Here is a 24,326-nt window from a genome sequence, read left to right on the forward strand (position 1 = left end):
AGGAGTTATAATGACTGACTGGTTAAGTAAATTAAATGACCAACAAAGAAAAGCTGCGACCCATGTAGAGGGTCCGCTTTTTGTTGTTGCAGGAGCAGGAACAGGTAAGACAAGAACATTAACGACAAGAGTTGCTTATTTAATTGAACAAGCAGGTATTAGTCCCGAAAGTATTCTTGCGGTAACATTTACAAATAAAGCTGCAAGAGAAATGAAAGAACGTATCATTGATATGGCGGGTCCACATGCCGTAAAAACATGGATTTATACATTCCACGCTTTTGGTGTGCAAGTCTTAAGAGAATTTATTGACCGATTAAATCAAGGATATAAAAAGAACTTTAATATTATTGATGAAGATGATGCGAAAGCAATCATTAGAGATTTAATTAAGAGTCAAAACTTGGATAATAAACAATATAAAGTAAATGATATTAGAAATAAGATTTCAGATTATAAATACTTTAAAGAAGATAAGTTTGATGACTATCATGAAAGAAATATCTATCAACTTTATCAAAAAAATCTAGTTGAAAACAACCTATTGGATTTTGATGACCTACAAGTATTAACACATGAACTTTTATTAACAGATGAAGTAACTAGAACGTATTATCAAAATAAATTCCAGTATATTTTAGTTGATGAGTTCCAAGATACAGACCATATCCAATATGAGATTATTAAGTTGCTAGGAATGAAACATAGAAATGTGTTTGTTGTTGGGGACCCCGATCAAAGTATTTATGGTTTCCGTGGTGCTGATTATAATAATGCTAATAAATTCATGAAAGACTTTGGTAATCAAGTTGTCTTGGATTTAAACTATCGTTCTACAACACATATTCTTTCATATGCAAATAGATTAATTAAAAGAAATCAAAATCGTCCTTTTGAAAAGGATTTAAAATCTAATTTAGGTGATGGTATTGAACCAGTTATTTGGTCAGCTCAAAGTGATTTTAATGAAGCTAATATGGTAGCCAATGAAATTAAAAGATTAGTAAGTGACTATCACTATAACTATGAAGACATAGCGATTCTTTATAGAAATAATGCTTTATCTCGTACGTTTGAAGATACCATGATGAAGCACAACATTCCATATGTTATGTATGGAGGTATCTCATTCTATCAAAGAAAAGAAATCAAGGATGTCTTAGCATATATTAGAGTATTGTTAAACCCAAATTTAGATTTTTATTTCAAACGTATTATCAATGTACCTAAACGTGCAATTGGTCCAACTTCAGTTCAAAAGTTAGAAGCTAAAGCAAAAGAATTAAAAATCTCAATGTTTGAGGCAATCGATCATATTGATTTTTCAGGTAAAGCAAAAGATGCATTGCATGAGTTTAAATCATTAATTCTAGAAATGTCAGATAAACTAAACTACATGGAATCTCTTGAAGAAATTGTTATGTATGTTGCATATCATTCAGGTTATATCGCAATGCTTGAAGAAGAAAAAGATGATATTTCTGAAGATAGAATAGATAACATTAAAGAACTGAAGTCAGTCTTTGTTCAAGGTGAACAATTCTATGAAGGGAATTTCGTTGAGCGTCTCCAACAGTTACTTGACCAAATCGCTTTATATAGCGATTTAGACAAAGCAGATGATAGAAACGCAATCAAACTTTCTACCTTTCACCAAGTGAAGGGATTAGAGTTTAAAGTTGTCTTTATGACAGTTATGGAAGATGAAATTTTCCCATCACCATTATCTACATTTGATCCAAAAGATTTAGAAGAAGAACGAAGAATCGCCTATGTAGGTGTCACTCGTGCGAAAGAGCGTTTATATTTAACACGTTCTGAATCAAGACTACTTTATGGTAACTGGATGAATCCATCCCCATCTCGCTTCTTAAAAGAAATGAGACCTGTTCAAGAAGTCTTTACATCTAGAAAATTTGAATCATCTCCTACACAAAAGAATACAACATTCCTTAATGCAGGTGATAAAGTTAATCACATTGTGTTTGGTGAAGGTATTGTAGTTGGTGTTGAAGATGGTATCGCAACAATTGCATTCAAGATGCCACATGGTATTAAGAAGTTATTAGAAAATCATCCAAGTATTAAAAAAATATAATAAACATAAAGAAAACACCTTTTTGGAAAGGTGTTTTTTTAATGAGTTAAAATGTATAAATTTTATTATTGTTTTTTATATCGATAACAGATGTAGCTTTACCTTCAACAACAAGATAACCATCATCATATAATTGATAATTTAATATAGTTTCTAGAGTTAAGAAATTTTCACCATTTTTTAAATCGCGTATTTTTATTTGATTTAGAGCATCATAATAAATAAATAAGTTTGAGATGATTTCAATTGGTGTTTTTAAAATATCAGTCGCGATTATTAAAGATTTGCCTTTTATTTTATAAGTTACATATGATGAATATTGTGAATCAACTGGAATTGTTAGATAAAGTTCCTTTGTGATGCTATCTTCGATGATTCTACCAGCATGAGTTACATCGTTAAGATGATATATTAAAGTACCATCAATGTGATAGTAGTAGTGAGAAAACTTACCTGATTCATACTTTACGACTAAGAAATAATCAGGATGCATAACATCATGAATCGTTCTAACTTTTTCAGGATATAATTTATTACCATTATAATCAAATATTTGTACAGAGTTATTAATATAATCATGACCAATAACAAATGAAGGAGATAGTGACAATGATTGTGCAAAAGCCTCTTCATTTAAGATATTACCATCTAAATCAGCAAGATATGAGATTGGTAAGGTAGCGGTTAAATCAGTGACAATAAGTGTATTATTTGCATAGCCTGTTAGAATGTGCCCTACAGGTAAAATAGGCTCACCCAAATTATTTATATATGTATTTTTATCTTCATAAAAAATAATATACTTTGTTTGATCAATAATTCGAAGATTATCAATGTCCATCTCATCGAATGATTTTTTAAATAAAATATTCCCTTTTGTGTCAATCACATAGTGATATTCATTTGATTTATCAGTTAAATAGACTGCACTATGAGAAAATTCATTGAATGGATTATATTTAAAATCAATAACAACTTCTCCTTTTTTATTAAGTGCCCCATACCCAGTAGAAGAACTTCCAAGAATTAATTCATCTAATACATCATGCAATTGATATTCATTAGTTGTAAAAATTACTTTACCATTTAAATCAAGTAAACCATATTCATTATTTGACTTGGCATAAATGATTGAATCAATCGATTCATATCGCGTTAATATTTGATAATTATCAGATAACTTATTTCCTTTTTCATCAATTACAAAATAACCTTCAAGTGTTTCAACAACAGCAGTTCCTTTGTAGAATTTAGAAGCAGTTAAATAATTATCATTTAATGCAACCTTAAATTTATTATTAATATAAACATATCCTTCTTTAGTTTTTATTGGTGCTAAACCATTATTAAATAAAGGATTTTCATCAGATTCATTTGTTTTTATACAACCGATTAGCGTTACTAAAGATAAAATCATGAGTAACACAATTAATAGTCTTTTCATCCACTTTTCCCCGTATTGTAAATACAAATATATTGTAACATATTGAAAAAAACCAAACATAAAAAAAGTAATAATTTATAAGGTTAACTAATATAGTTTGAGGTACAACTATATGAAGTTAAATAATGAACAAACAAAAGCGGTTTATCAAGATAACAATCATATCTTCTTACTTGCTGGTGCAGGAAGTGGTAAGACAAGAGTTATCATAGAAAGAATAAAATATTTACTTACTAAAGTAAAACCAAGCAACATACTTGCGATTACTTTTACAGTTAAAAGTAGTATAGAAATGAAGAAGCGTTTAGGTAATAAAGATGTTAATGTTTATACTTTTCATGGTTATTGTTATCATGCATTAAGTCAAGGGAAAAAACTAAATATTTTTCTTAATAATGATCAATATACAGAGGAAGAAATACTTGCTATTCAAAACTATAAAAATAGTTTATTTCAAAAAGCTAAACCAGTTATATATGTAAAATATCAAAAATATTTAAATGATAATGAATTACTAGATTTTGATGATTTAATCATTGAAGCACTAAAGATTAGACATAAGAAATATAAATATATTTTTATTGATGAATTTCAAGATACAAACCTTTTACAGTATGAGCTAATTAAGAAACTTAATCACGCTAAATGTAAGATATTTGCAGTTGGAGACCCGGACCAAAGTATCTATAAGTTTCGTGGTGCAAAGGTAGAAATCATTAATCAATATATTAAAGATTTTAATGCTGAAGTCTTAAAACTAGAAGAAAATTATCGTAGTAAAAAAGAAATACTTACTGCATCAAATGAATTAATCAAACACAACTTAAATCGCTTCAAGAAGACATTATTCACCAATAATTTAAATGAAGGAAATGTTAATATTTATTATTTAAAAGAAGAGGAACAAAATAATCATATACTAAATCTAATCAGAAAAAGAACATATAAAGATATCGCAATCTTATTTAGAAATCACTACCAAGTGTTTGAACTAAAAAAACTACTTGAAAGTCACTATATCTATCATGTTAATTTTTACTCTTTTCATGAGTCAAAGGGATTAGAATTTGATACAGTTATTATTTACGGTGCTGAAGTTATGCCTTATCAAAAAGAAGGAACCTATCTTCAAGAAGAGGAAGAAAGAAGATTACTTTTTGTTGGGATGACTAGAGCGAAGACAAATCTATTAATTTATTCAAAATATAAAACAAAGTTTTTAAGAGAAACTAAAATTAGGCCAAAGTGAGTTTGGCCTTTATATTTAATAACTTTTATTAAATATGATACATGCGGTTGCGTGGTATAATAAAAAATAGGTGAATATTATGATAATTAAAGATAGAATTTTAGAACTAAGAAAAATGATAAATGAAGCAAATATTGCATATCACACTGAGGATAAACCTTTAATCAGTGATTTTGAATATGACATGATGTTAAAGGAATTAAATGAATTAGAAGAACAATATCCTGAGTATGATGATCCTAATTCACCAACTAAAAAAATTGGTGGTGGTATCTTAGATGAATTTCAAAAACATACACACTCAACACCAATGATGTCTTTAGGCAATGTCTTTAATGAAGAAGAGTTAAGAGGATTCTACAACAAAGTTAATAAAGTTGTAGATAATTTTTCTATCGTTTCTGAATTAAAGATTGATGGTCTAGCAGTATCTTTAATTTACGAACAAGGTAAATTTATTAAAGCTGCAACACGCGGGAATGGATTAGTCGGAGAAGATGTGACACAAAACGTTAGAACGATTAAATCATTACCTTTAACTTTAAAAGAACCAATTGATATTGAAGTGCGTGGAGAAATCTATATGTCACACGCATCATTTAAAAAAGCAAATGTAGAACGTCTAGAACAAGGATTGGATTTATTTGCAAATCCCAGAAATGCTGCAGCAGGTACGATTCGTCAATTAGATAGTAAAGTTGTTGCAAAACGCGATTTATCTATTTTCCTATATGCAATTGTTAATGCAAAACAATATGTTCAGACTCAAGAAGAATTATTAAAGTATTTAAAACACTTAGGTTTCCCGGTGAATCCATATTTTAAAGTCGCTAAAAACGCTGATGAATTAATTTCATACATTAGTGAATATGATGATTTAAGAAAAACTTTACCTTATGATACCGATGGGATTGTTGTAAAGGTTAATGAACTTAGTTTACATGAAATGATTGGGTATACTGCAAAATCACCTAAATTTGCAACCGCTTATAAATTTGAAGCAGAAAAACAGGAAACAGTAATTAAAGGTATTGCCTTTCAAGTAGGTAGAACTGGAGTTATTACACCGGTTGCTGAGTTAGAACCAGTTTTAATTTCTGGTTCAATGGTTTCTCGAGCAACACTACATAATGAAGATTATGTTTTAGGTAAAGATATTAGAATTAATGACTATGTATTAGTTCATAAGGCAGGAGAGATTATTCCTGAAGTACTAAGTGTTAATTTAGATAAAAGAACAAATCAAGAACCATTCAAAATGATTGATACATGTCCAGTTTGTGGAAGTCATTTAGAGAGAAAATCAGGTGAAGCAGATTATTACTGTATGAATGAAAATTGTACAGGTAAAAATGTATTTTCACTTATTCATTTTGCAAGTAGAGTTGCTATGGATATTGAATCACTTGGTGAAAAAGTTGTTTTATTACTCCATGATTTAACTTATCTACAAACCATTCCGGATATCTATAAATTGCATTTATATAAAGATGAGTTAATGGAATTGCCTGGATTTGGTAAGAAAAAAGTAGAAAACTTATTAGATGCAATTGAAAAATCAAAGACACAAACATTTGATCGCTTCATCTTTGGTTTAGGTATTAAACATGTGGGTGCAAAAGTGGCTAAGCTCTTATTAAAGCATTTCCCAACAATTGATGATTTAATGAATGCATCATTTGAAGCATTAATTGATATTCATGAAATTGGTGAACAAATTGCAAGCTCAGTTGTTCAATATTTTAGTAATGAAAAGAACATTGAAATGATTAATGAATTAAGATCATTTGGAATCAATATGGCATATCAAGTACAAACCACTAAAGATCATGAATTCAGTGGAAAGACTTTTGTTCTAACAGGAACATTAGAAAGTTTTTCAAGAGACCAAGCATCATCAATCATTGAGAAACTTGGAGGAAAAGTATCTTCATCAGTATCAAGTAAGACAAACTATCTCTTAGCAGGTAGTGATGCTGGGTCAAAACTTAGAAAAGCACAAGACCTTGGTGTTTACGTTATGAGTGAAGAAGAATTTAAGGAAAAGACCAATGAATAGTAAAGATTTTATTAGTATAAGGGGAGCCAGAGGGAATAACTTAAAGAATATTGATTTAGATATTCCTAAAAATAAACTCGTTGTAATGACGGGTGTTTCTGGTTCAGGTAAGTCGAGTTTAGCATTTGATACGATCTATCAAGAAGGTCAAAGAAGATATATGGAATCACTTAGTTCATATGCTAGACAATTCTTAGGCAACTATGAAAAACCTGATGTAGATTCAATTGATGGGTTATCACCGTCGATTTCAATTGATCAAAGAACAACTTCAAATAACCCACGTTCAACAGTAGGTACAGTTACCGAAATTTATGATTACTTTAGACTTTTATATGCAAGAGTAGGTACACCTTATTGCCCAGGTACTGATGTACCAGTCACTAAACAAACTATTGAAGAGATGACATTAAGAGTGTGTCAATTGCCTGAAGGAAGTAAAGTAATGATTGTATCTCCGGTAATTGAAAGACAAAAAGGTACACATAAAGACAAATTACAACAATTCTTAAAAGATGGTTTCACAAGAGCTTGGGTAGACGGTAAGGCAACCTTAATTGAAGAAATGGAAGATTTAGATAAGAATAAATTCCATGATATCGGATTAATTGTTGATAGAGTTGTTATTAAAGATGAAGTGCGTTCAAGAGTATATGATGCAATGGAACTTGCAAGTAAATATGCGAATGGTAGAACAAGAGTTATTGTGAATAATGAACAAATATTAAACTTCTCACAAAACTATTTCTGTGAAGGTATTGATTTTACCATTCCAGAATTAGAACCACGCTTATTCTCATTTAATACGCCAATTGGGGCATGTCCACATTGTAATGGTTTAGGTGTAAAACTAGAAGTTTCTAAACAACTAGTTTTAAATAAAGAAAAAGCTATTTTAGATGGTGGAATCTTACCATTTAAATATGCCGATGATGGTAACTTAAACCTTCAAGAAATTGAAGTCGTATGTAAACATTACGGTATTGATACAAATGTTCCAATCAGAGAATTATCTGATGAACAGATTGATATTATTCTTTATGGAACCAAAGAAAAAATTAATTTCCAATTACGTTCTAACTCAGGTCGTTCACACGAAAAGTATGAAAAATTTGAAGGTATCATTACGCAATTAAACAGACGATACTTAGAAACTACATCTGATTGGATTAGAACTTGGATTGAATCATACATGACGGAATCAACATGTCCAGTATGTCACGGACATCGTTTAAATCAAGCGGCATTATCTGTTAAGATTAATGGTTTAAATATTAGTGAACTGATGGAACATGCAATTGTTGATTTAATTCCACTGTTAAAACAATTAACATTAACGAATGAACAACAACAAATTGCACATTTAGCTCTACAAGAAATTGATAGTCGCCTAAGTTTTTTAAATGATGTCGGGTTAGGCTATTTAGATTTAGCGCGTTCAGCAGGTACATTATCTGGTGGCGAAGCACAACGTATTCGTTTAGCAACACAAATTGGTTCTAAACTTTCAGGCGTGTTATATGTCTTAGATGAGCCATCAATTGGCTTACATCAAAAAGATAATGAACGCTTAATTAACTCACTGAAAAAGATGCGTGATTTAGGTAACACATTAATTGTTGTTGAACATGATCACGACACAATGGAAAGTGCAGATTACTTAATTGATATTGGACCTGGTGCTGGAATTCATGGTGGTAGCGTCATGGCAGCTGGTACACCTGAAGAAGTTAAGAATAACCCAAACAGTTTAACAGGTAAGTACTTAAACGGAGAATTAAAGATAGATGTACCCAAAATAAGACGTAAGGGTACAGGTAAAGATATCTTAGTGATTGGTGCTAGAGAAAACAACTTAAAAAATATTAATGTAAGTTTCCCAGTGGGTAAATTAACATTAGTAACTGGGGTATCAGGCTCTGGTAAATCAACACTCGTAAATGAAGTCTTAATGAAAGGCTTAAGAAATAAAATATATAAATCTAAAGATATCGCTGGTACACATGATATGATTGCGGATTATGGATTAATCGATAAGATTATTGAAATCTCACAATCACCGATTGGATATAGTCCAAGAAGTAACCCAGCAACATATACAGGTGTATTTGATGATATTCGTGATGTCTTCGCTCAAACAAATGAGTCAAAAATGAGAGGATACTTAAAAGGAAGATTCTCATTTAACGTTAAGGGTGGACGATGTGAAGCATGTTCTGGTGATGGTGTTAAGAAAATTTCAATGCACTTCTTACCGGATGTATATGTACCATGTGAAGTATGTGGAGGTACAAGATATAATCACGAAACACTTCAAGTGAAGTTCAAAGGTAAAAACATTGCAGAAGTCTTAGATATGACTGTAGAAGATGCATGTGATTTCTTTGAAAATCATCCAAAGATTTACAAACAATTAAAAACTTTAAAAGATGTGGGATTAGGCTATATTAAATTAGGCCAAAGTGCAAACACATTATCAGGCGGGGAAGCTCAAAGAGTTAAACTTGCCTCAGAATTATATAAACGTATTACACCATCAACACTTTATGTGTTAGATGAACCAACAACAGGATTACACACAGATGATGTGAAGCGTTTAGTGAGTGTACTTCATCAAATTGTGGATCAAGGAGCAACAATAGTGGTCATTGAACATAACTTAGACGTTGTTAAAAATGCAGACTACATCATTGATTTAGGTCCGGATGGAGGCGCAAACGGAGGGTATGTTGTAGCAACTGGAACACCAGAAGAGGTGGCACAAGTTGAGGCAAGTTATACAGGTCAGTATTTAAAGAAAATACTTAATGGGTAATCTATATGAATAATGATAACGATAATAAAGATATAATCGATGAAATCGATAAGGCGTTAGAAGATAGAGAGAAAAAAAGAACCTATAAACTAGGATACTTTTTACACAACAACTTTAGTATTCACATCCTTTTAACAGTCATAGTGAATTTATTTAGTTTTGGAATTGTGATGGGATTTTCAAAAGAGTTTTTTGAAATTGCAGATATTTCATCAATTCAAGGATTTTTCCTTGTAGTTGTCATGTATAGTCTATTTGAAACAACCATAAAGATGCTTACGATTAGTCTCTTTTATAAAGTTGTCATTCATACACTAGGAATTATTTTCTTAGTTATTAATATGGTATTGTTCTGGATTATTAGTTTAATCGTTCATGATTTTACATTCTTTAATAACCCGCTCAATATATTTACATTTACGATTTTATTTATGATTGTAAGAACACTATTCACTGTTTATGTAAGAAAAACAAAGTGGATTCAAGGAGGAGCTTAAGATGGCAGTTGAAAGATCAATTTCTGTAAAAAAGATTGCTAAACATATGGAGTTAGCAGTTGTTGCAGGGTTTGAAGGAATAACAAGAAGAGTCAGTGTAGAAATGCTAGCGAGACCAGGAGTTGAGTTTGCAGGATTCTTAGACTTTTATGACAAAGAAAGAATTTTATTAATTGGTTCAAAGGAAGCACACTTCTTACGCTTGTTTGATGAAGTAATTCAAAAATCGCGTGTTGAAGCCGTTATTAAACAAGAACCACCAGCAGTAATATTTAGTGTGAATGTGGATATTCCTGAATATTTCTTAGAATTAGGTAACAAGTATAATGTGCCTATTTTAAAGAGTAAAGAAAGAACAACGCCTGTTAACTCTAAGTTATACTCATACTTACGTAGTGAATTAGCACCTAGACAATCAATTCACGGTACATTACTTGATATTTATGGCATGGGGACTTTAATCATTGGTAAGAGCGGTATTGGTAAATCTGAAACAGCACTTGAATTAATTAAAAGAAACCATATTTTAATTGCTGATGATCGTGTAGATGTTTATGAAACAGCACCAGGTATTATCATTGGACAAGCACCAAAGATTCTAGAACGTTACATTGAAATTCGCGGAATAGGTATTGTTGATGTCGTTCAAATGTTAGGTGCTGGTGCTTTTAGAGAAAATAAAAAAATTAGATTAGTTGTTGAACTTGAACCTTGGGATGATAAGAAAGTTTATGATCGACTAGGTTTAGAAACTGAAGTTTATGAAGTCTTTGATACAAAGATTCCTAAAGTAACAATTCCAGTCTTACCAGGTAGAAATAACGCGACATTAGTTGAATCAGCAGCAATGAATCAAAAGTTAAAATACTTAGGATATAACGCAGCTGAACAACTTGTAAAGAATGTCGCAATCAAGGCAGCAGGAAAAGGAGAAGACGATGAAGAGTAGTTTTAAAAAGTATCAAAATTATATCGTGTTTGGTGGTTTTGCGTTAGTTTTCATGTTCTTGGTTTTTATTGCAACATTTAATCAAGTAGAACGTGCAAAAGCAGGTGGTGGTTGGGATTCAACCTTTAATGTGCCAGGGTTACCTGTTGCATGGTATGCAGTCTTTATTATGGTTGGTATTATTTTCGCAACTATTTTAGGATATTTAGAATTTAAACGTGCTGAGCAAGACCCGGAAATTCTTTGGGACGGATTATTGATTTTCGTTTTTGTAGGTATTTTAGGGGCTAGACTGTGGTATGTATTTTCTGACATTTTAAGAAGTATAACTGAAGGTACATTAGCAAATAATGATTTCATTAAAAATCCACTTTTAATTATTGGATATAATGGTAGTTCATTTGAGTTAGCTGGTTTAGCAATTCATGGTGGTATTATCTTTGTCTTTATAGGATTAATATTCTTTACAAGACGTAGAAAAATCAGTTACTGGTTTATGTTAGACATTGTTGCACCAGGATTCTTAATTGGTCAAGCAATGGGACGTTGGGGTAACTTCATGAACCGTGAGTTATATGGGCCAGTAATGAATAATGCAAATTGGTTACCTGCATTTATTAGAGAAAGAATGGATTTTGGTGCTGGGGTTTATAACGTAAATACTGGAACACCTGAGTATCATCATCCAACATTCTTATATGAAAGTTTATGGAACTTAGTTGGTTTAATTATTATACTTGCATTTAGACATAAGAAGAAATTTAGATTAGGTGATATGCTAGCATTCTATTTAGTTTGGTATGGTGTAGGTAGAATCCCAACAGAAACACTTCGTATTTTAGAATCATCATTATCTGGTGAACCTTTATCTGCTGGTGGTGTGTCAATTTCTATTCTTACATCAATTGGATTAATCATTGCAGGTTTATTAGTATTCTTCTTAAAACGTAAGTATCAAAAGAACTTACCTTACTATGATGAATACGGTAAAAAGGCAGTTTTATTTGATTTAGATGGAACACTGCTTGATACATTAGCATTAATTAAAGTTAATACAAGAGAAACATTTAAAAAATTCTTACCAAATATTAATTTAAGCGATGATGAATTAAAAGCATTCTTCGGACCAACTTTACATGAAAGTTTTAGTTGGTATGAAAAAGATCCAAAGAAAATTGAACAAATGGTGACATTTTATCGTGAACGAAACCGAATTAATCATCACGAATTAGGTGTGAAAGGTTTCCCACATGCATATGAGGCATTAGAAGCACTTAAAAATAATGGTTATTTAATTGGTGTTGTATCAAGTAAGAAAAAAGAATTTGTTGAATTAGGATTAGAACAAAATGATTTATTAAAGTTTGTTGATGTTGTTGTTGGTAGTGATGATGTGAATAAACATAAACCGCATCCTGAACCAATTTTAAAAGCATTAGAAATTTTAAATGTTACCAAAGAAAACGCCACATATGTAGGAGATCATGCCAATGACGTCTTAGCAGCTAAAGCGTGTGGTATGCGTGCAATTGGTGTAAGCTATTCAATTCATTACCGCGAATTATTAGCTGCAAAACCAGATATTGTGATTGATGATTTAGAAAAATTACTTAAAATATTTTAAGGGGGTATTGATGTGTACGACATTTTAATTATAGGTAGTGGCCCCGCTGGGATGACTGCAGCAATTTATGCAAAAAGAGCAAACTTAAACGTAGTATTATTTGAAAAAGGTGCACCAGGAGGACAAGTTGTAAGTACTGCAGAAGTAGAAAACTATCCTGGGTTTAAAAAGACAAGCGGTTATGAAGTAGCAACGAATATGTTCGAGCATGTTCTATCACTTGGCATTCAAGTTAAGTTTGAAGAAGTTATAGAAGTATTGGATTTAGTCACACATAAAGTTGTTAAAACAACTGATAGTGTTTATGAAACAAAAACGGTTTTAATCACAACCGGTGCAGTCCCAAGAACATTAGGTGTGAAAAATGAAGAAAACTTTACATATAATGGTATCTCATGGTGTGCGATTTGTGATGGCCCATTATATAAAGATAAAAAAATAGTTGTTGTTGGTGGGGGTAATTCTGCGGTTGAAGAATCAATTTACTTATCATCACTTGCAAGTCATGTAACAGTCGTTCAAAACTTACCTCACTTAACAGCGGATTTAAAGTCCCAAGAAATCTTAAGAAATAAAGAAAATGTTGAAATCATTTATGATGCAAAAGTAATTGAATTCTTAGGGGACTTTAATCTAGAAGGTGTTAAAGTTTTAAAACAAGATAAGGAAATCTTAATTCCTTGTGATGGGGTATTCGAATATATTGGATTAAGACCAGTCACTGACATGTTTAAAAACTTGGGTATCTTAAATGATTATGGATATGTTAAAGTAAATTCAAAAATGGAAACAAGTGTTAAAGGTATTTATGCTGCAGGTGATGTGTGCGAAAAACAAATCAGACAAATCGTTACTGCAGTGAATGATGGCGCAATTGCCGTTCAAAATATCTTAAAATATTTAGAACAATAAAAAGGATGTGAATCGTCTTGAGCTTTGCCAAATTAGTAAAAGAAGAACTTACTAAAATTCAAGAACCAAAAGATGTGTCATTAGCTGAATTAGCGGCAATGATTGAACTTGGAACTGAGTTTTCAATCTCAAATGGTCAAAAAGCACTTTGGTTTAAATCAAACAACACAAATGTCGCAAGACGATTTTTAAGTTTGTTAAAGCAACTCTATAAAGTTGAAAATACACTTTTAACGAAACAACAAAGTAATTTTAGAAAAGGTATGCAAATTCAACTAGGAATTACAGAGAGTTTAGAAGAAATTATTTCTGAACACGGTATATTTTCGGATTCAGATGATAAGGATTTAATTCTACAAACGAGTGAAGCAAAATGTGCCTATTTAAGAGGTGCATTCTTAACGAGTGGTTCTGTGAATGATCCTAAAACTGCAGAATATCATTTAGAAATTTATGCAGAAAATAAAAATGTTATCTTACGCATTCAACGTTTAATGAATGACTTGGATTTGAATGCGAAAATAACTACCCGTCGTAAGGGATTAATTTGTTACTTAAAAGATGCTTCTAGTATTGAAGATTTCTTAAGATATATTGGTGCATCAGAAACAGTTTTTGAATTTGAAGATATAAGAATTAAAAGAGATTTTAATAACTCAATTAATCGTGTTTTAAACTGTGAGATTGCCAATGAAAAGAAAACACTTATGGCAGCAAATGCTCAGTTAGATGATATTATGATTGTGGAAAAGAACTTTTCTAATCTAAATGTTAAATTAAAACAAGCTATCTATATTAGAAAAGAAAACCCAGATGTAAGTTTAAATGAATTAGTTGATGTATTTGAAAAGATGTATAAAGAAAAAATTACCAAGTCTGGATTAAATCATCGCTATAAAAAAATAAAAGAACTAGCTGATGAAGTAAGGAGTAATAATGTATGATTAAATCGATTGGAACAGATTTAGTTGAGATTAGTCGTATCAAGGAACTTGATATCAAACGTTTTGCTGAACGCATCTTATCAAGCGAAGAATTAGAAATTTTTAATGATATAACAGATGATAATAGACGTCATACATTTATTGCCGGACGCTTTGCTGCAAAGGAAGCATTATTCAAATGTTTCAAACAAGGGGATAAAACTGCAAACTATAAAGACTTTATCATCTTGAATGATAGTCATGGTGCACCCTATGTTTCATCGAGATTTATTGAGGGTTTAACCTGTCATATTACAATTACACACACAAATGAGCATGCAATTGCGTTTGTTGTGTTAGAAAATCTGTAAAAAGTTGTAAATCAAATGATATTTCGCTATAATAGATATGCGTATTTTTAAAGAAGGATGTGGAAAAATGGCTCGTGCGAATAAAAATGAAGTATCAAAAAAAGAAGTAAAAGAAAAGAAAGTATCAGGAGTTTTAACAGGGGTTAAGGAAGAATCTCCAAAAGGTGAATTATTCTTTAAAATCGTTTTATACATCATGGCTGCTGGATTATTAGCAATTACACTATACTTTGTAATTGACACAATCTTTAATAAGTCAGATAAAGGATTCGAACCTACATATCATGCAAACAACTATGTAAATGTTTCTCATGTAAGACAAATTGTTGATGGTGAAAACTTTGAAAACATTGAGCATGTTGGAATTAGATATGCATTAGATCACTATAAATATGTTTATGTTTTATTTATTGCTGATTATGATCAATCAAGCATTGATGAAAAAGCTTTAGATCGTCAAACTGAAGCGTTAAATGTTGTTAATGAATTATTTGGATTAAGTGTTAAAAAAGAATTAGCTGTTACAAACCCAGATGTTGAAGATTATACAATCGTTACATTAGGTGATGAAGTTGCGATTTTCTTTGTTGATGTTACTTTATCAGATAATGCTGCATACCGTTCAGTAGTTGATACTGGCGAAGGTCAAGCTGCTTCTGCAAGCTTACCTGTTATGTTAGAAGTTACAGATGGAATCGATTTAAATTGGTTTGGTCCTTGGACTGCAATTGATAAAAACCCTTCATCAGTAACTAAATTAAACAGCGTATTAGAAAGTTTAAAATAATAGAAATGCATTAATTAGGGGGAAACTGTTTTCCCCTAATTTTATTAGGAGATAATTATGAATGAATTGTTAGTTAATAGTGTATCAGAAGATTTAAAGCTTCCAATATCAAAAGTTAAAGCAGTTTTAGATCTTTTAGCGGAGGGTGCAACGATTCCCTTTATCGCTCGTTATCGTAAAGAAGTAACAGGCGGCATGGATGAAGAACAAATATTTGCGATTAATCAAGCGTATGAATATGCAACTAACCTTTTAAAACGTAAAGAAGATGTTATTCGCTTAATTGAAGAAAAAGGCATGTTAACAGAAGCATTAAAAAATGAAATTCTTAATGCAACAAAGTTAGTTGAAGTTGAAGATTTATATCGTCCATTTAAGGAAAAGAAAAAGACAAAAGCAACAGAAGCTATTGCCAAAGGTTTAGAACCACTGGCAAACTTTATGCTTGAATTCCCTAAAACTGAAGTTAGAGAAGAAGCGAAAAAATACTTAACTGAAGAAGTGAAGTCCGTTTCAGATGCAATTGAAGGGGCTAAGTACATTATTGCTGAGAAGGTAAGCGATGATGCAAATTATAGAAAGTATTTAAGAGATTATCTATTTAATAATGGTTTAGTGGTAACAACTGTTAAAAAAGATGGTAAGACGATTGATGAAAAACAAGTATATGATATGTACTATGATTTTTCTATGCCAATTAAACGTATTAAACCTCACCAAGTACTAGCGATTAATCGTGCTGAAGATGAAAAAGTCATTTCAGTTAAATTAGATGGTACAAAAGAAGCAATGGAAAGTTATTTAATCAAACAAGTAATTAAAAAACCTTCAACTGCTCAAACCTATTTAGAAGAAGCAATTCTAGATTCATTAAAACGTTTAATCTTCCCATCTATTGAAAGAGAAATCCGATCAGAATTAAGTGATATTGCTGAAAATCAAGCAATTGAAGTATTTGCTGATAATTTATCTAAACTCTTACTTCAACCACCTTTAAAAGGTAAAGTTATCCTTGGTGTTGACCCTGCCTTTAGAACAGGTTGTAAGTTATGTATTGTTGATAAAAACGGTATGGTATTAGAAAAAGGTGTTATCTATCCACACGAAAAATCAGTTGGTGCGAAAGTAGATGAAGACTTACTATTTAAGGCGCGTTTACAATTAAAAGTTTTATATAAAAAATATAAATTTGAAATTGTTGCAATTGGTAATGGTACAGCATCAAGAGAAACTGAAAAGTTTATTGCTGAAGTGTTAAAAGGTGAAAATATGGATGCTAAATATGTGATCGTTTCAGAAGCTGGGGCATCAGTATATTCAGCCAGTGATATTGCGCGTGAAGAGTTCCCAGACTACTCAGTTGAGGAACGTTCTGCAGCATCAATTGCGCGTCGTTTACAAGACCCATTAGCAGAACTTGTAAAGATTGATCCAAAGTCAATTGGGGTTGGTCAATATCAACATGATGTGACACCTAAAAAGTTAGATGAAACATTAAATTTCGTTGTTACACAAGTAGTTAACCAAGTTGGTGTAAACGCAAATACTGCATCAAAATCATTATTAACTTATGTATCAGGTTTAACAAAATCAATGGCAGAAAACTTTGTAAGTTATCGTAATAAAATTGGTGGATTTAAAAATCGTCGCGATATTTTAAATGTTCCAAAATTAGGACCTAAAGCATATGAACAATCAATTGGATTCTTGCGTATTCCTGAAGGTGAGGAAATACTTGATATGACTTCTATTCACCCAGAAAGTTATGAACTTGCACGTGAGGTCATGAAGCGATTAAACATCACTAAAGAGGATTTAGGAAAACCAACGATTAAACTGTTAACAGAATCAATTGATAAAGAAAAATTAGCTAAAGAATTAAATACTGATAAATATACATTGGCAATTATTTTAGAAGCGTTTGAGGCGCCATTAAGAGATGTTCGTGATGATTATGATCAACCAATCTTAAAGTCAGATATCCTTACAATTGATGACTTAAAAGTAGGTATGGAATTAGAAGGTGTTGTACGCAACGTTACTGACTTTGGTGCGTTTGTTGACATTGGTTTAAAGAATGATGGTTTAGTACATATTTCTAAGATGTCTAACAAGTTTATTAAACATCCAAAAGAAGTTGTTTCAGTTGGACAAATTGTTAAGGTTTGGGTACTAAATATTGACCTCCAAAAACAAAAAGTTGGTCTAACAATGGTAAATAATTTAAATTAGCATTGACATTAAAATCTAAATAAGTTATCATATAAAGGCACGAGTAAATCGTGTCTTAAAAGTGGAGTGATACTCAAGAGGCCGAAGAGGACGCACTGCTAACGCGTTAGACGGATAATACCCGTGCGCGGGTTCAAATCCCGCTCACTCCGCCATCAAATGGCCCGTTGGAGAAACGGTTAACTCACATGCCTTTCACGCATGCATTCACGGGTTCAAATCCCGTACGGGTCACCATTTGAGTGATAAACCAAGACTTAAGAGAAATCTTAAGTCTTTTTTTCTTTTTTTATATAGTTTAGCCATGTTATAATTTAGATGTATGACTTACAGATGATGGGATCAGATGAAGAAAATATATATAATTATTGTATTAATCAGTACAGTTATATTAGGAAGTTGTGGATTCAATGATGAATTCTCTTTTAACATGGAAAATAAAATTTATCAGGGAAATACCTATGCAATTAATTACACCTATCTTGGTCATAAAGAGAGTACCTTCAAATCGGAAAATGAAGCCGTTGATAAAAAAGTTAGATTTAAATCACCTAAATATGAATGATGCATATTTATCTGCACTCGTTCATTACGTAACACTCACAAATCAAAAAGCAGCTAGTGTTAAGTTTATACCTGAAGTATGATGCTTGATACGGCAAACAAAATTCAATACGTTGTTGATAAAATAATACATTAATAGAGGGACATATGCATATTACAAAAGTAGAAGTTAACTTAGAATATAATCGTCAATTCTTTAATTATGTTTGGAAACTTCATGATGATTCATCAATGATTATAAAAAAAATATGAATCTAGAAACGGAAGTTACTGAAAAAAGCGTAAAGGATTTTAATGAATTTATAGATAAGATTCATCATGACATTAAAATGTTTAAGTGGTTAAGTTATTATGAATAACCAAATATCCATGATGGATTACAGTGGGAAATTGTATTATCTAATCATCAAGAGGAAAAAATATTTAGTGGAAGTAATAGATATCCTTATCGATTTAAAAAGTTTATAAAAGTTTGTAGGCAATATAATTTTTTACCTGACGACATATATTAAAAGAATATTGATATATTTATAATGAAATCATAACGTTTATATCTTATAATAATGGTGGATAGGAAAAAATTTATAGAGGGGTAAGTTTATGTCGGAGTTTAAAGGGAAAGCATTAGATTTATTTGTATGGAACATTATTTTAAGTATCGCTTCTGGATTCTTCCTTGTTCCACTAGCGTTTGTATTACCAAAATACTTAAAGTGGTTCTTTAGTCAAATTATGATTGATGATTCACAATTAGAGTTTATTGAAGATGGTCCGGCTTGGGAAATCTTAATTTGGATCTTATTTGCAACAGTAACATTTGGAATTGGTGCTCCATTTGCTTATAAGAAGATGTTAAAATGGGTTTATAATCGTGTAAGAGTTGTTGGTGAAAATGACGGCTTATGTGATTTTACAGGAACTGCATGGGATTTACTTGCTAACGCATTAATATTTGCTCTTGGATGGATGTTCTTTATTATTCCAGCAGCATGGACATTTATTATTTTCTATAAGTATATGCACTCTAGTACAGTGATTAATGGTAGAAGTTTAATCTTTGATACTGAAGCACCATGGTTTGGCGTGATTGGTTGGATTTTCTTTGGGGTAATCACACTTGGTATTGGTTCATGGTATGCTCAAAAGAAAATTTATCAATACATTTATCAAAATACACATTTTAGTGTTGATTATTATGTAAGTGAAGAAGAACTCGTTATTTAACGAGTTTTTTTATTTTCAAGTTGAAAATATTTATATAATTTAACAAAATTATCCGATTTATTCATGCCTTATATCAATTCAGTATGATATAAAAAACGTCATGATATAATGATATCGGGAAATATTATCCAGTTAAATAATTCTTTATACAAGAATATATTTTTATGGATAGATAGGAGATTCGCATGGAATTAAAGGAAAATGAAGTTGCTTGTCCCAAATGTGGTGCAGTTCATCATAAAGATGAACACTTCTGCAAAACATGTGGTGAAAAGTTAGATAATGATAACGAGAATTATGAATTAAAACCAAGGTTTGCTAGAAAACAATTAATTTCAACAGTCATAGGATTTGTCTTATTATTAGGTATAATTATTGGCTCTGTATCAATTGCAAACAGTTTAATGAAACCAGTTAACTTTAAAGATAAATATGGTGAAGCATACGCAAATGTTCCTTACGTTGAAATTAATAATGAAGGTACATTAATTAGGTTAATATCTGATCCAAATAGTGATTATCCATCAATGAATGGTAACTATGATGTTGAAACGAAGGCAGTATTAAAACAAGTCTTAAAAGAATTAGGATTTAAAGATAGTACTTATGAAGAAATAACGACTTCATCAAGCGATGAGTTAACAACCATTTTCTCAGATAAATATGTAATCTACTGGAGAAACTCAGATATTCACGGATTAGAAGTATTAATTTTAGTTAGATAAATAGTATTTAAAAATAAACTTGCAGTCAAATGCAAGTTTTTTTCTTTTACGAAAATAATAAATATTTAAATTAATATATTATAATATATTCGTTAAGATGTTTTTATATAGAATGGATGTGAAACATGGCTAGATTAGATCAAACAAAAACACCTTTTTTTGATAAAATAAAAGCCTATGGAACTTCAGGAACAACTGCATTAGATGTACCTGGTCATAAACTGGGTAGATTAGATTCTGAGTTTAAGAGTTTCTTAGGAGAAAATGTATTTTTATTAGATGCCAATGCACCAAAGGGATTAGATAATTTATCTAAACCAAAGGGTGTCATTAAAGAGGCTCAGGAATTAGCAGCAGATGCTTTTGGTGCTGAGCATGCGTATTTTTTAATTAATGGTACTTCACAAGGTATCATTACAATGATTATGACGGCTGTACGTGCGAAAGAAAAAATTATTATTCCGCGTAACGTACATAAGTCAGCAATAAATGGACTTATCTTGTCTGGGGCAATGCCAATTTTTATGAAACCACATATGGATTCTGAATTAGGTATTGCAAATGGTATTAACTTAAGTGAGTTAAGAGAAACTATTATGGAAAACCCAGATGCCAAGGCTGTTTTTGTTATTAACCCAACCTATTTTGGTGTGACTTCCAATTTAAAAGAAATTGTGAAGTTAGCCCATGAATATGGGATGCTAGTCTTAGTCGATGAAGCACACGGCGCACACTTTGGATTCTCAGATAAATTACCAATATCTGCCATGGAAGCTGGAGCTGATATGAGTGCTTGTTCAATTCATAAGACCGTTGGATCGTTAACGCAAACATCTATATTATTAACACAAGGTAATTTAGTTGATCAGAATCGTGTTCAGTCAACTTTAAATATTTTACAATCGACCTCACCATCATCAATTTTCATGGCTTCTTTAGACAGTGCACGTAGTTATATGGCTGTGTATGGTAAAGAAAAGTTAGAAAAATTAATTGAGATGGCTGAAGACACACGTAAACGCATTAATAAATTAAAAGGATTAAGAGCGATTACGAAAGAATATATCTATAATCATAAGGGTTATGATTATGATGAAACAAAGATTATGGTTCAAGTCTCTGATTTAGGTATTACTGGATTTGATGCGTATAATATTCTTTCTCAAGATTGTAATATTCAAATGGAACTTGCTGAGACCCATCTCATCCTTGCAGTATTATCAATTGGTACAACACAAGAAGATTTAGATAAATTTGTTGAAGGATTAAAACAATTACGAAAGTATAAAACTGATAAACAAATTAGACATAAAATTAGATTTACATACCCTGATACTTATGAGCGTCCACGTGAAGCATACCACGCACCTAAAAAATATGTTAGAGTAGAAGATGCTTTAAATGAGGTTGCTGCAGAAAATATCATGGTATATCCTCCAGGAATTCCACTTGTGATTCCAGGAGAAATCATTAACGAAGATATTTTAGATGACTTAGCGTTTTATAAGTCACAAGGTTCAACCATTCTTTCAGATACTGAAGATGGATACATTAAAGTTGTCGATAAAGATAACTGGATAAAATATGAGGGAGACCTATGAAATTAAAAAAAGTAGATTTATCATTTCAATCATGCACAGCAGAATATAAAGATGCTGATGTTGTGATTTTCTCAGTACCAATGGATGCAACTACATCATTCCGTCCTGGTACACGATTTGCAGGAAATGCAGTTAGAGTAGATTCTATTGGTGTTGAATGGTATTCACCATATCGTGATATGTCTTTAAAAGATTATAAGACTAGTGATGTTGGTGATTTAGATATGCCGATTGGTGCAGTTAAAGAATGTTTAGATACAATCTATGATGCAACTAAGACAATTTTAAATGATAATAAAGTTCCATTTATGATTGGTGGCGAACACTTAGTAACTTACCCAGTTTTAAAAGCATTCAAAGAAAAGTATGATGATTTATATGTTATTCATTTAGATGCACATACGGATTTACGTGAAGAATTCTTTGGCATGGAAATGAGTCATGCAACATTCATGAGACAAGCACATAAATTCTTAGGTGATCATCATATCTACCAATTTGGTATTAGAAGTGGTGATAAAGAGGAATTTGAATGGGCTAAGAAACATATCCATCAAAGAAAGTTTGACTTTGAAGGGTTAGCAGAAGCTGTTGAATTCTTAAAAGATAAACCAGTATATATTACAATTGATATTGACGTTTTAGATCCAGCGGTTGCCCCAGGAACTGGAACACCTGAACCAGGTGGTATGCAATATAAAGATTTAATCTGGGCATTTGAACAATTTGAAAAGTTAAATAATCTTGTTGGTGCTGACTTAGTAGAATTAAGCCCATACTTAGATCCAAGTGGAGCTACAAACGCAGTTGCAGCAAAAACAACTCGTGAAATGGTTCTTTTACTTCATAACGCATTAAATAAACGTAAATAATATAAAAGGGTGAAATCATCACCCTTTTTATATATAATGATTATAGAGAGGTAATTAAGTGAAAAAATTAGCTATATATATTACATTATTTATTATTTCATTATTAATTATTATTTTTGGATCTATTTATCTATATAGTTATGTGTTTGTAAAGCATAACACTGACTTTGATAATCCTTTATTCATTACGGTTGGAATTCTTTTACCAGTTAGTTTAATATCAATGCCTAAATTGTATAGAAAGTCTAAGTATATATATAAAATGAATAAATTAAAAAATAAAAATAACGTGTAAATTGCACGTTTTTTTATTGATAAATCGCATTTTTCCAACAAATGTGTTACAATTAGTTTGGTGATGATATGAATAAAACAGATTATATTAATGTAAGAGTCAATAAAGAAACTAAGGATAAAGTTGAAGTCATTTTAAAAGAATTGAACTTAAAGATGAGCGATGCGATAAATTTATATTTAAATCAAATTGTATTAGATGAGGGAATTCCTTTTAAAGTAAGACTACCTAAATATGAGAAAGCTTATCAAGAACTTGAAAAGGCGATTGGCTTTAACGCATTTGGTGGTGGAAAACCAAGTCCGTATGCTAGAAACATTCTTTTACTATATGCAAAAGAGGAAATTGATTTTGAAACTGCAGTATTTGCATTAGGTAGAGAAAGATGATTAAAGATCCTTACTTATATCCAGGGACCAATGTCCATATTAATGTTGCAGGTATTCAAGATAAAGCTAGATTAAAAGAGTATACTGCCAAGCAATTTGCTTTAGCATTAATCAAACTTCAAAAAGAAGACTTTGAAGTGAAGAGTTCAAAAGATTTATTAACATTACATAAAATATTGTTTAAGCACGTTTTTGAATGGGCTGGTAAAATTCGCATCATGAATGTGACAAAAAGTGAATTCATCTTAGGTGAAAATACAGTTGAATACGCAGATTACACATTAATATTAAAAGAATTAGACCAGGTTGATCAAAAATTCATGAATCTATCTTGGAAATCATTTACGAAAGAAGAATTTGTAGATAACTTGACTAATATGATTGTCTCATTATGGGTGATTCGTCCATTCAGAGAGGGAAATACCCGTACAATCATGGTGTTTTTGGACTTTTTTATTAAAAAATATGGGTATTGTATAGATTTAGAGGAGTTTAAGCGCCAAGAAAGTGAAATTAGAAATGCACTTGTTTGGGCAACGATTGGGGAGTTTTATCATATCAATTCTATCTTCAATTTAATGCTTTCCAACAAATGTGTTACAAATCAAAAGAAATAATAAAAAAGTTGTGTGATTTTTAGAAAAATTGATTTCGAAAAGCAAATTTCTAGAGCGTCACTGAAGCCTTATCTATAAG

General features: G+C 31.1%; 21 protein-coding genes and 2 tRNA genes. 22 read left to right on the forward strand and 1 reads right to left on the reverse strand.

Annotated features, from left to right (window positions below; genetic code table 11):
• The first annotated feature begins 10 nt into the window (after positions 1 to 10).
• Positions 11 to 2,098: an ATP-dependent helicase gene (locus EXC59_RS05650; protein WP_035370059.1), complete on the forward strand. Its 2,088-nt coding sequence runs from the start codon at positions 11 to 13 to the stop codon at positions 2,096 to 2,098.
• Positions 2,099 to 2,144: 46 nt separating this feature from the next.
• Here the strand turns inward: EXC59_RS05650 and EXC59_RS05655 are convergent, their stop codons facing one another.
• Complete coding sequence (locus EXC59_RS05655; RefSeq protein ID WP_035370060.1) at positions 2,145 to 3,542, reverse strand: WG repeat-containing protein; 1,398 nt, start codon at positions 3,540 to 3,542, stop codon at positions 2,145 to 2,147.
• Between the two features lie 112 nt (positions 3,543 to 3,654).
• Here EXC59_RS05655 and EXC59_RS05660 point away from each other — a divergent pair, with 112 nt between their 5' ends.
• From EXC59_RS05660 to EXC59_RS05755, 21 genes are all read left to right on the forward strand, one after another.
• Positions 3,655 to 4,791 carry an ATP-dependent helicase gene (locus EXC59_RS05660; protein WP_162164088.1) on the forward strand — a complete coding sequence of 379 codons (1,137 nt, stop codon included), beginning with the start codon at positions 3,655 to 3,657 and terminating at the stop codon, positions 4,789 to 4,791.
• 79 nt (positions 4,792 to 4,870) lie between these two features.
• Positions 4,871 to 6,850: an NAD-dependent DNA ligase LigA gene (gene ligA, locus EXC59_RS05665; RefSeq protein WP_035370062.1), complete on the forward strand. Its 1,980-nt coding sequence runs from the start codon at positions 4,871 to 4,873 to the stop codon at positions 6,848 to 6,850.
• The gene (gene uvrA / locus EXC59_RS05670; protein ID WP_035370063.1) at positions 6,843 to 9,665 is read left to right on the forward strand and encodes an excinuclease ABC subunit UvrA; all 2,823 of its coding nucleotides are present in this window, start codon (positions 6,843 to 6,845) and stop codon (positions 9,663 to 9,665) included. The genes ligA and uvrA overlap by 8 nt, the downstream gene beginning before the upstream one ends.
• A 5-nt stretch (positions 9,666 to 9,670) precedes the next feature.
• The gene (locus EXC59_RS05675; protein WP_035370064.1) at positions 9,671 to 10,162 is read left to right on the forward strand and encodes a phage holin family protein; all 492 of its coding nucleotides are present in this window, start codon (positions 9,671 to 9,673) and stop codon (positions 10,160 to 10,162) included.
• Between the two features lies 1 nt (position 10,163).
• Positions 10,164 to 11,111 (forward strand): HPr(Ser) kinase/phosphatase, encoded by a 948-nt coding sequence (gene hprK, locus EXC59_RS05680; RefSeq protein WP_051659083.1) that lies wholly within the window; start codon positions 10,164 to 10,166, stop codon positions 11,109 to 11,111.
• Positions 11,101 to 12,735, forward strand: coding sequence for a prolipoprotein diacylglyceryl transferase (gene lgt, locus EXC59_RS05685; protein WP_035370065.1), 1,635 nt, complete (start codon positions 11,101 to 11,103; stop codon positions 12,733 to 12,735). Before hprK ends, lgt begins: the two co-directional genes overlap by 11 nt.
• Positions 12,736 to 12,747: 12 nt before the next feature.
• A complete protein-coding gene (locus EXC59_RS05690; RefSeq protein WP_035370066.1) occupies positions 12,748 to 13,647 on the forward strand; it encodes an NAD(P)/FAD-dependent oxidoreductase in 900 nt (299 codons plus the stop codon).
• A gap of 17 nt (positions 13,648 to 13,664) precedes the next feature.
• Positions 13,665 to 14,591 (forward strand): DNA-binding protein WhiA, encoded by a 927-nt coding sequence (gene whiA / locus EXC59_RS05695; RefSeq protein ID WP_162164089.1) that lies wholly within the window; start codon positions 13,665 to 13,667, stop codon positions 14,589 to 14,591.
• A complete protein-coding gene (acpS, locus tag EXC59_RS05700; protein ID WP_084145296.1) occupies positions 14,588 to 14,941 on the forward strand; it encodes a holo-ACP synthase in 354 nt (117 codons plus the stop codon). Before whiA ends, acpS begins: the two co-directional genes overlap by 4 nt.
• 37 nt (positions 14,942 to 14,978) lie before the next feature.
• Entirely contained in the window at positions 14,979 to 15,728 is a 750-nt protein-coding gene (locus tag EXC59_RS05705) for a hypothetical protein (RefSeq protein ID WP_129614262.1), read from the forward strand.
• A 57-nt stretch (positions 15,729 to 15,785) separates the two neighbouring features.
• Entirely contained in the window at positions 15,786 to 17,960 is a 2,175-nt protein-coding gene (locus EXC59_RS05710) for a Tex family protein (RefSeq protein ID WP_035370069.1), read from the forward strand.
• Positions 17,961 to 18,023: 63 nt separating this feature from the next.
• Positions 18,024 to 18,115, forward strand: a tRNA-Ser gene (locus tag EXC59_RS05715).
• 6 nt (positions 18,116 to 18,121) lie between these two features.
• A tRNA-Glu gene (locus EXC59_RS05720) sits at positions 18,122 to 18,197 on the forward strand.
• 278 nt (positions 18,198 to 18,475) lie between these two features.
• Entirely contained in the window at positions 18,476 to 18,607 is a 132-nt protein-coding gene (locus tag EXC59_RS07240) for a hypothetical protein (RefSeq protein ID WP_269471624.1), read from the forward strand.
• Between the two features lie 517 nt (positions 18,608 to 19,124).
• Positions 19,125 to 19,748 carry a YjgN family protein gene (locus EXC59_RS05725; RefSeq protein ID WP_035370071.1) on the forward strand — a complete coding sequence of 208 codons (624 nt, stop codon included), beginning with the start codon at positions 19,125 to 19,127 and terminating at the stop codon, positions 19,746 to 19,748.
• A gap of 185 nt (positions 19,749 to 19,933) precedes the next feature.
• Entirely contained in the window at positions 19,934 to 20,473 is a 540-nt protein-coding gene (locus EXC59_RS05730; protein ID WP_035370072.1) for a zinc ribbon domain-containing protein, read from the forward strand.
• A gap of 125 nt (positions 20,474 to 20,598) precedes the next feature.
• Positions 20,599 to 22,074 carry an aminotransferase class I/II-fold pyridoxal phosphate-dependent enzyme gene (locus tag EXC59_RS05735; protein ID WP_162164090.1) on the forward strand — a complete coding sequence of 492 codons (1,476 nt, stop codon included), beginning with the start codon at positions 20,599 to 20,601 and terminating at the stop codon, positions 22,072 to 22,074.
• Entirely contained in the window at positions 22,071 to 22,946 is an 876-nt protein-coding gene (gene speB / locus EXC59_RS05740; protein WP_035370074.1) for an agmatinase, read from the forward strand. Before EXC59_RS05735 ends, speB begins: the two co-directional genes overlap by 4 nt.
• Positions 22,947 to 23,004: 58 nt before the next feature.
• The gene (locus EXC59_RS05745) at positions 23,005 to 23,241 is read left to right on the forward strand and encodes a hypothetical protein (protein ID WP_035370075.1); all 237 of its coding nucleotides are present in this window, start codon (positions 23,005 to 23,007) and stop codon (positions 23,239 to 23,241) included.
• Between the two features lie 68 nt (positions 23,242 to 23,309).
• The gene (locus EXC59_RS05750) at positions 23,310 to 23,630 is read left to right on the forward strand and encodes a type II toxin-antitoxin system RelB/DinJ family antitoxin (RefSeq protein WP_162164091.1); all 321 of its coding nucleotides are present in this window, start codon (positions 23,310 to 23,312) and stop codon (positions 23,628 to 23,630) included.
• Entirely contained in the window at positions 23,627 to 24,247 is a 621-nt protein-coding gene (locus EXC59_RS05755) for a Fic/DOC family protein (RefSeq protein ID WP_035370076.1), read from the forward strand. The genes EXC59_RS05750 and EXC59_RS05755 overlap by 4 nt, the downstream gene beginning before the upstream one ends.
• The last annotated feature ends 79 nt before the right edge of the window (positions 24,248 to 24,326 follow it).

It is taken from the genome of Acholeplasma hippikon (assembly GCF_900660755.1).
Taxonomy (GTDB): Bacteria; Bacillota_I; Bacilli_A; order Acholeplasmatales; family Acholeplasmataceae; genus Acholeplasma; species Acholeplasma hippikon.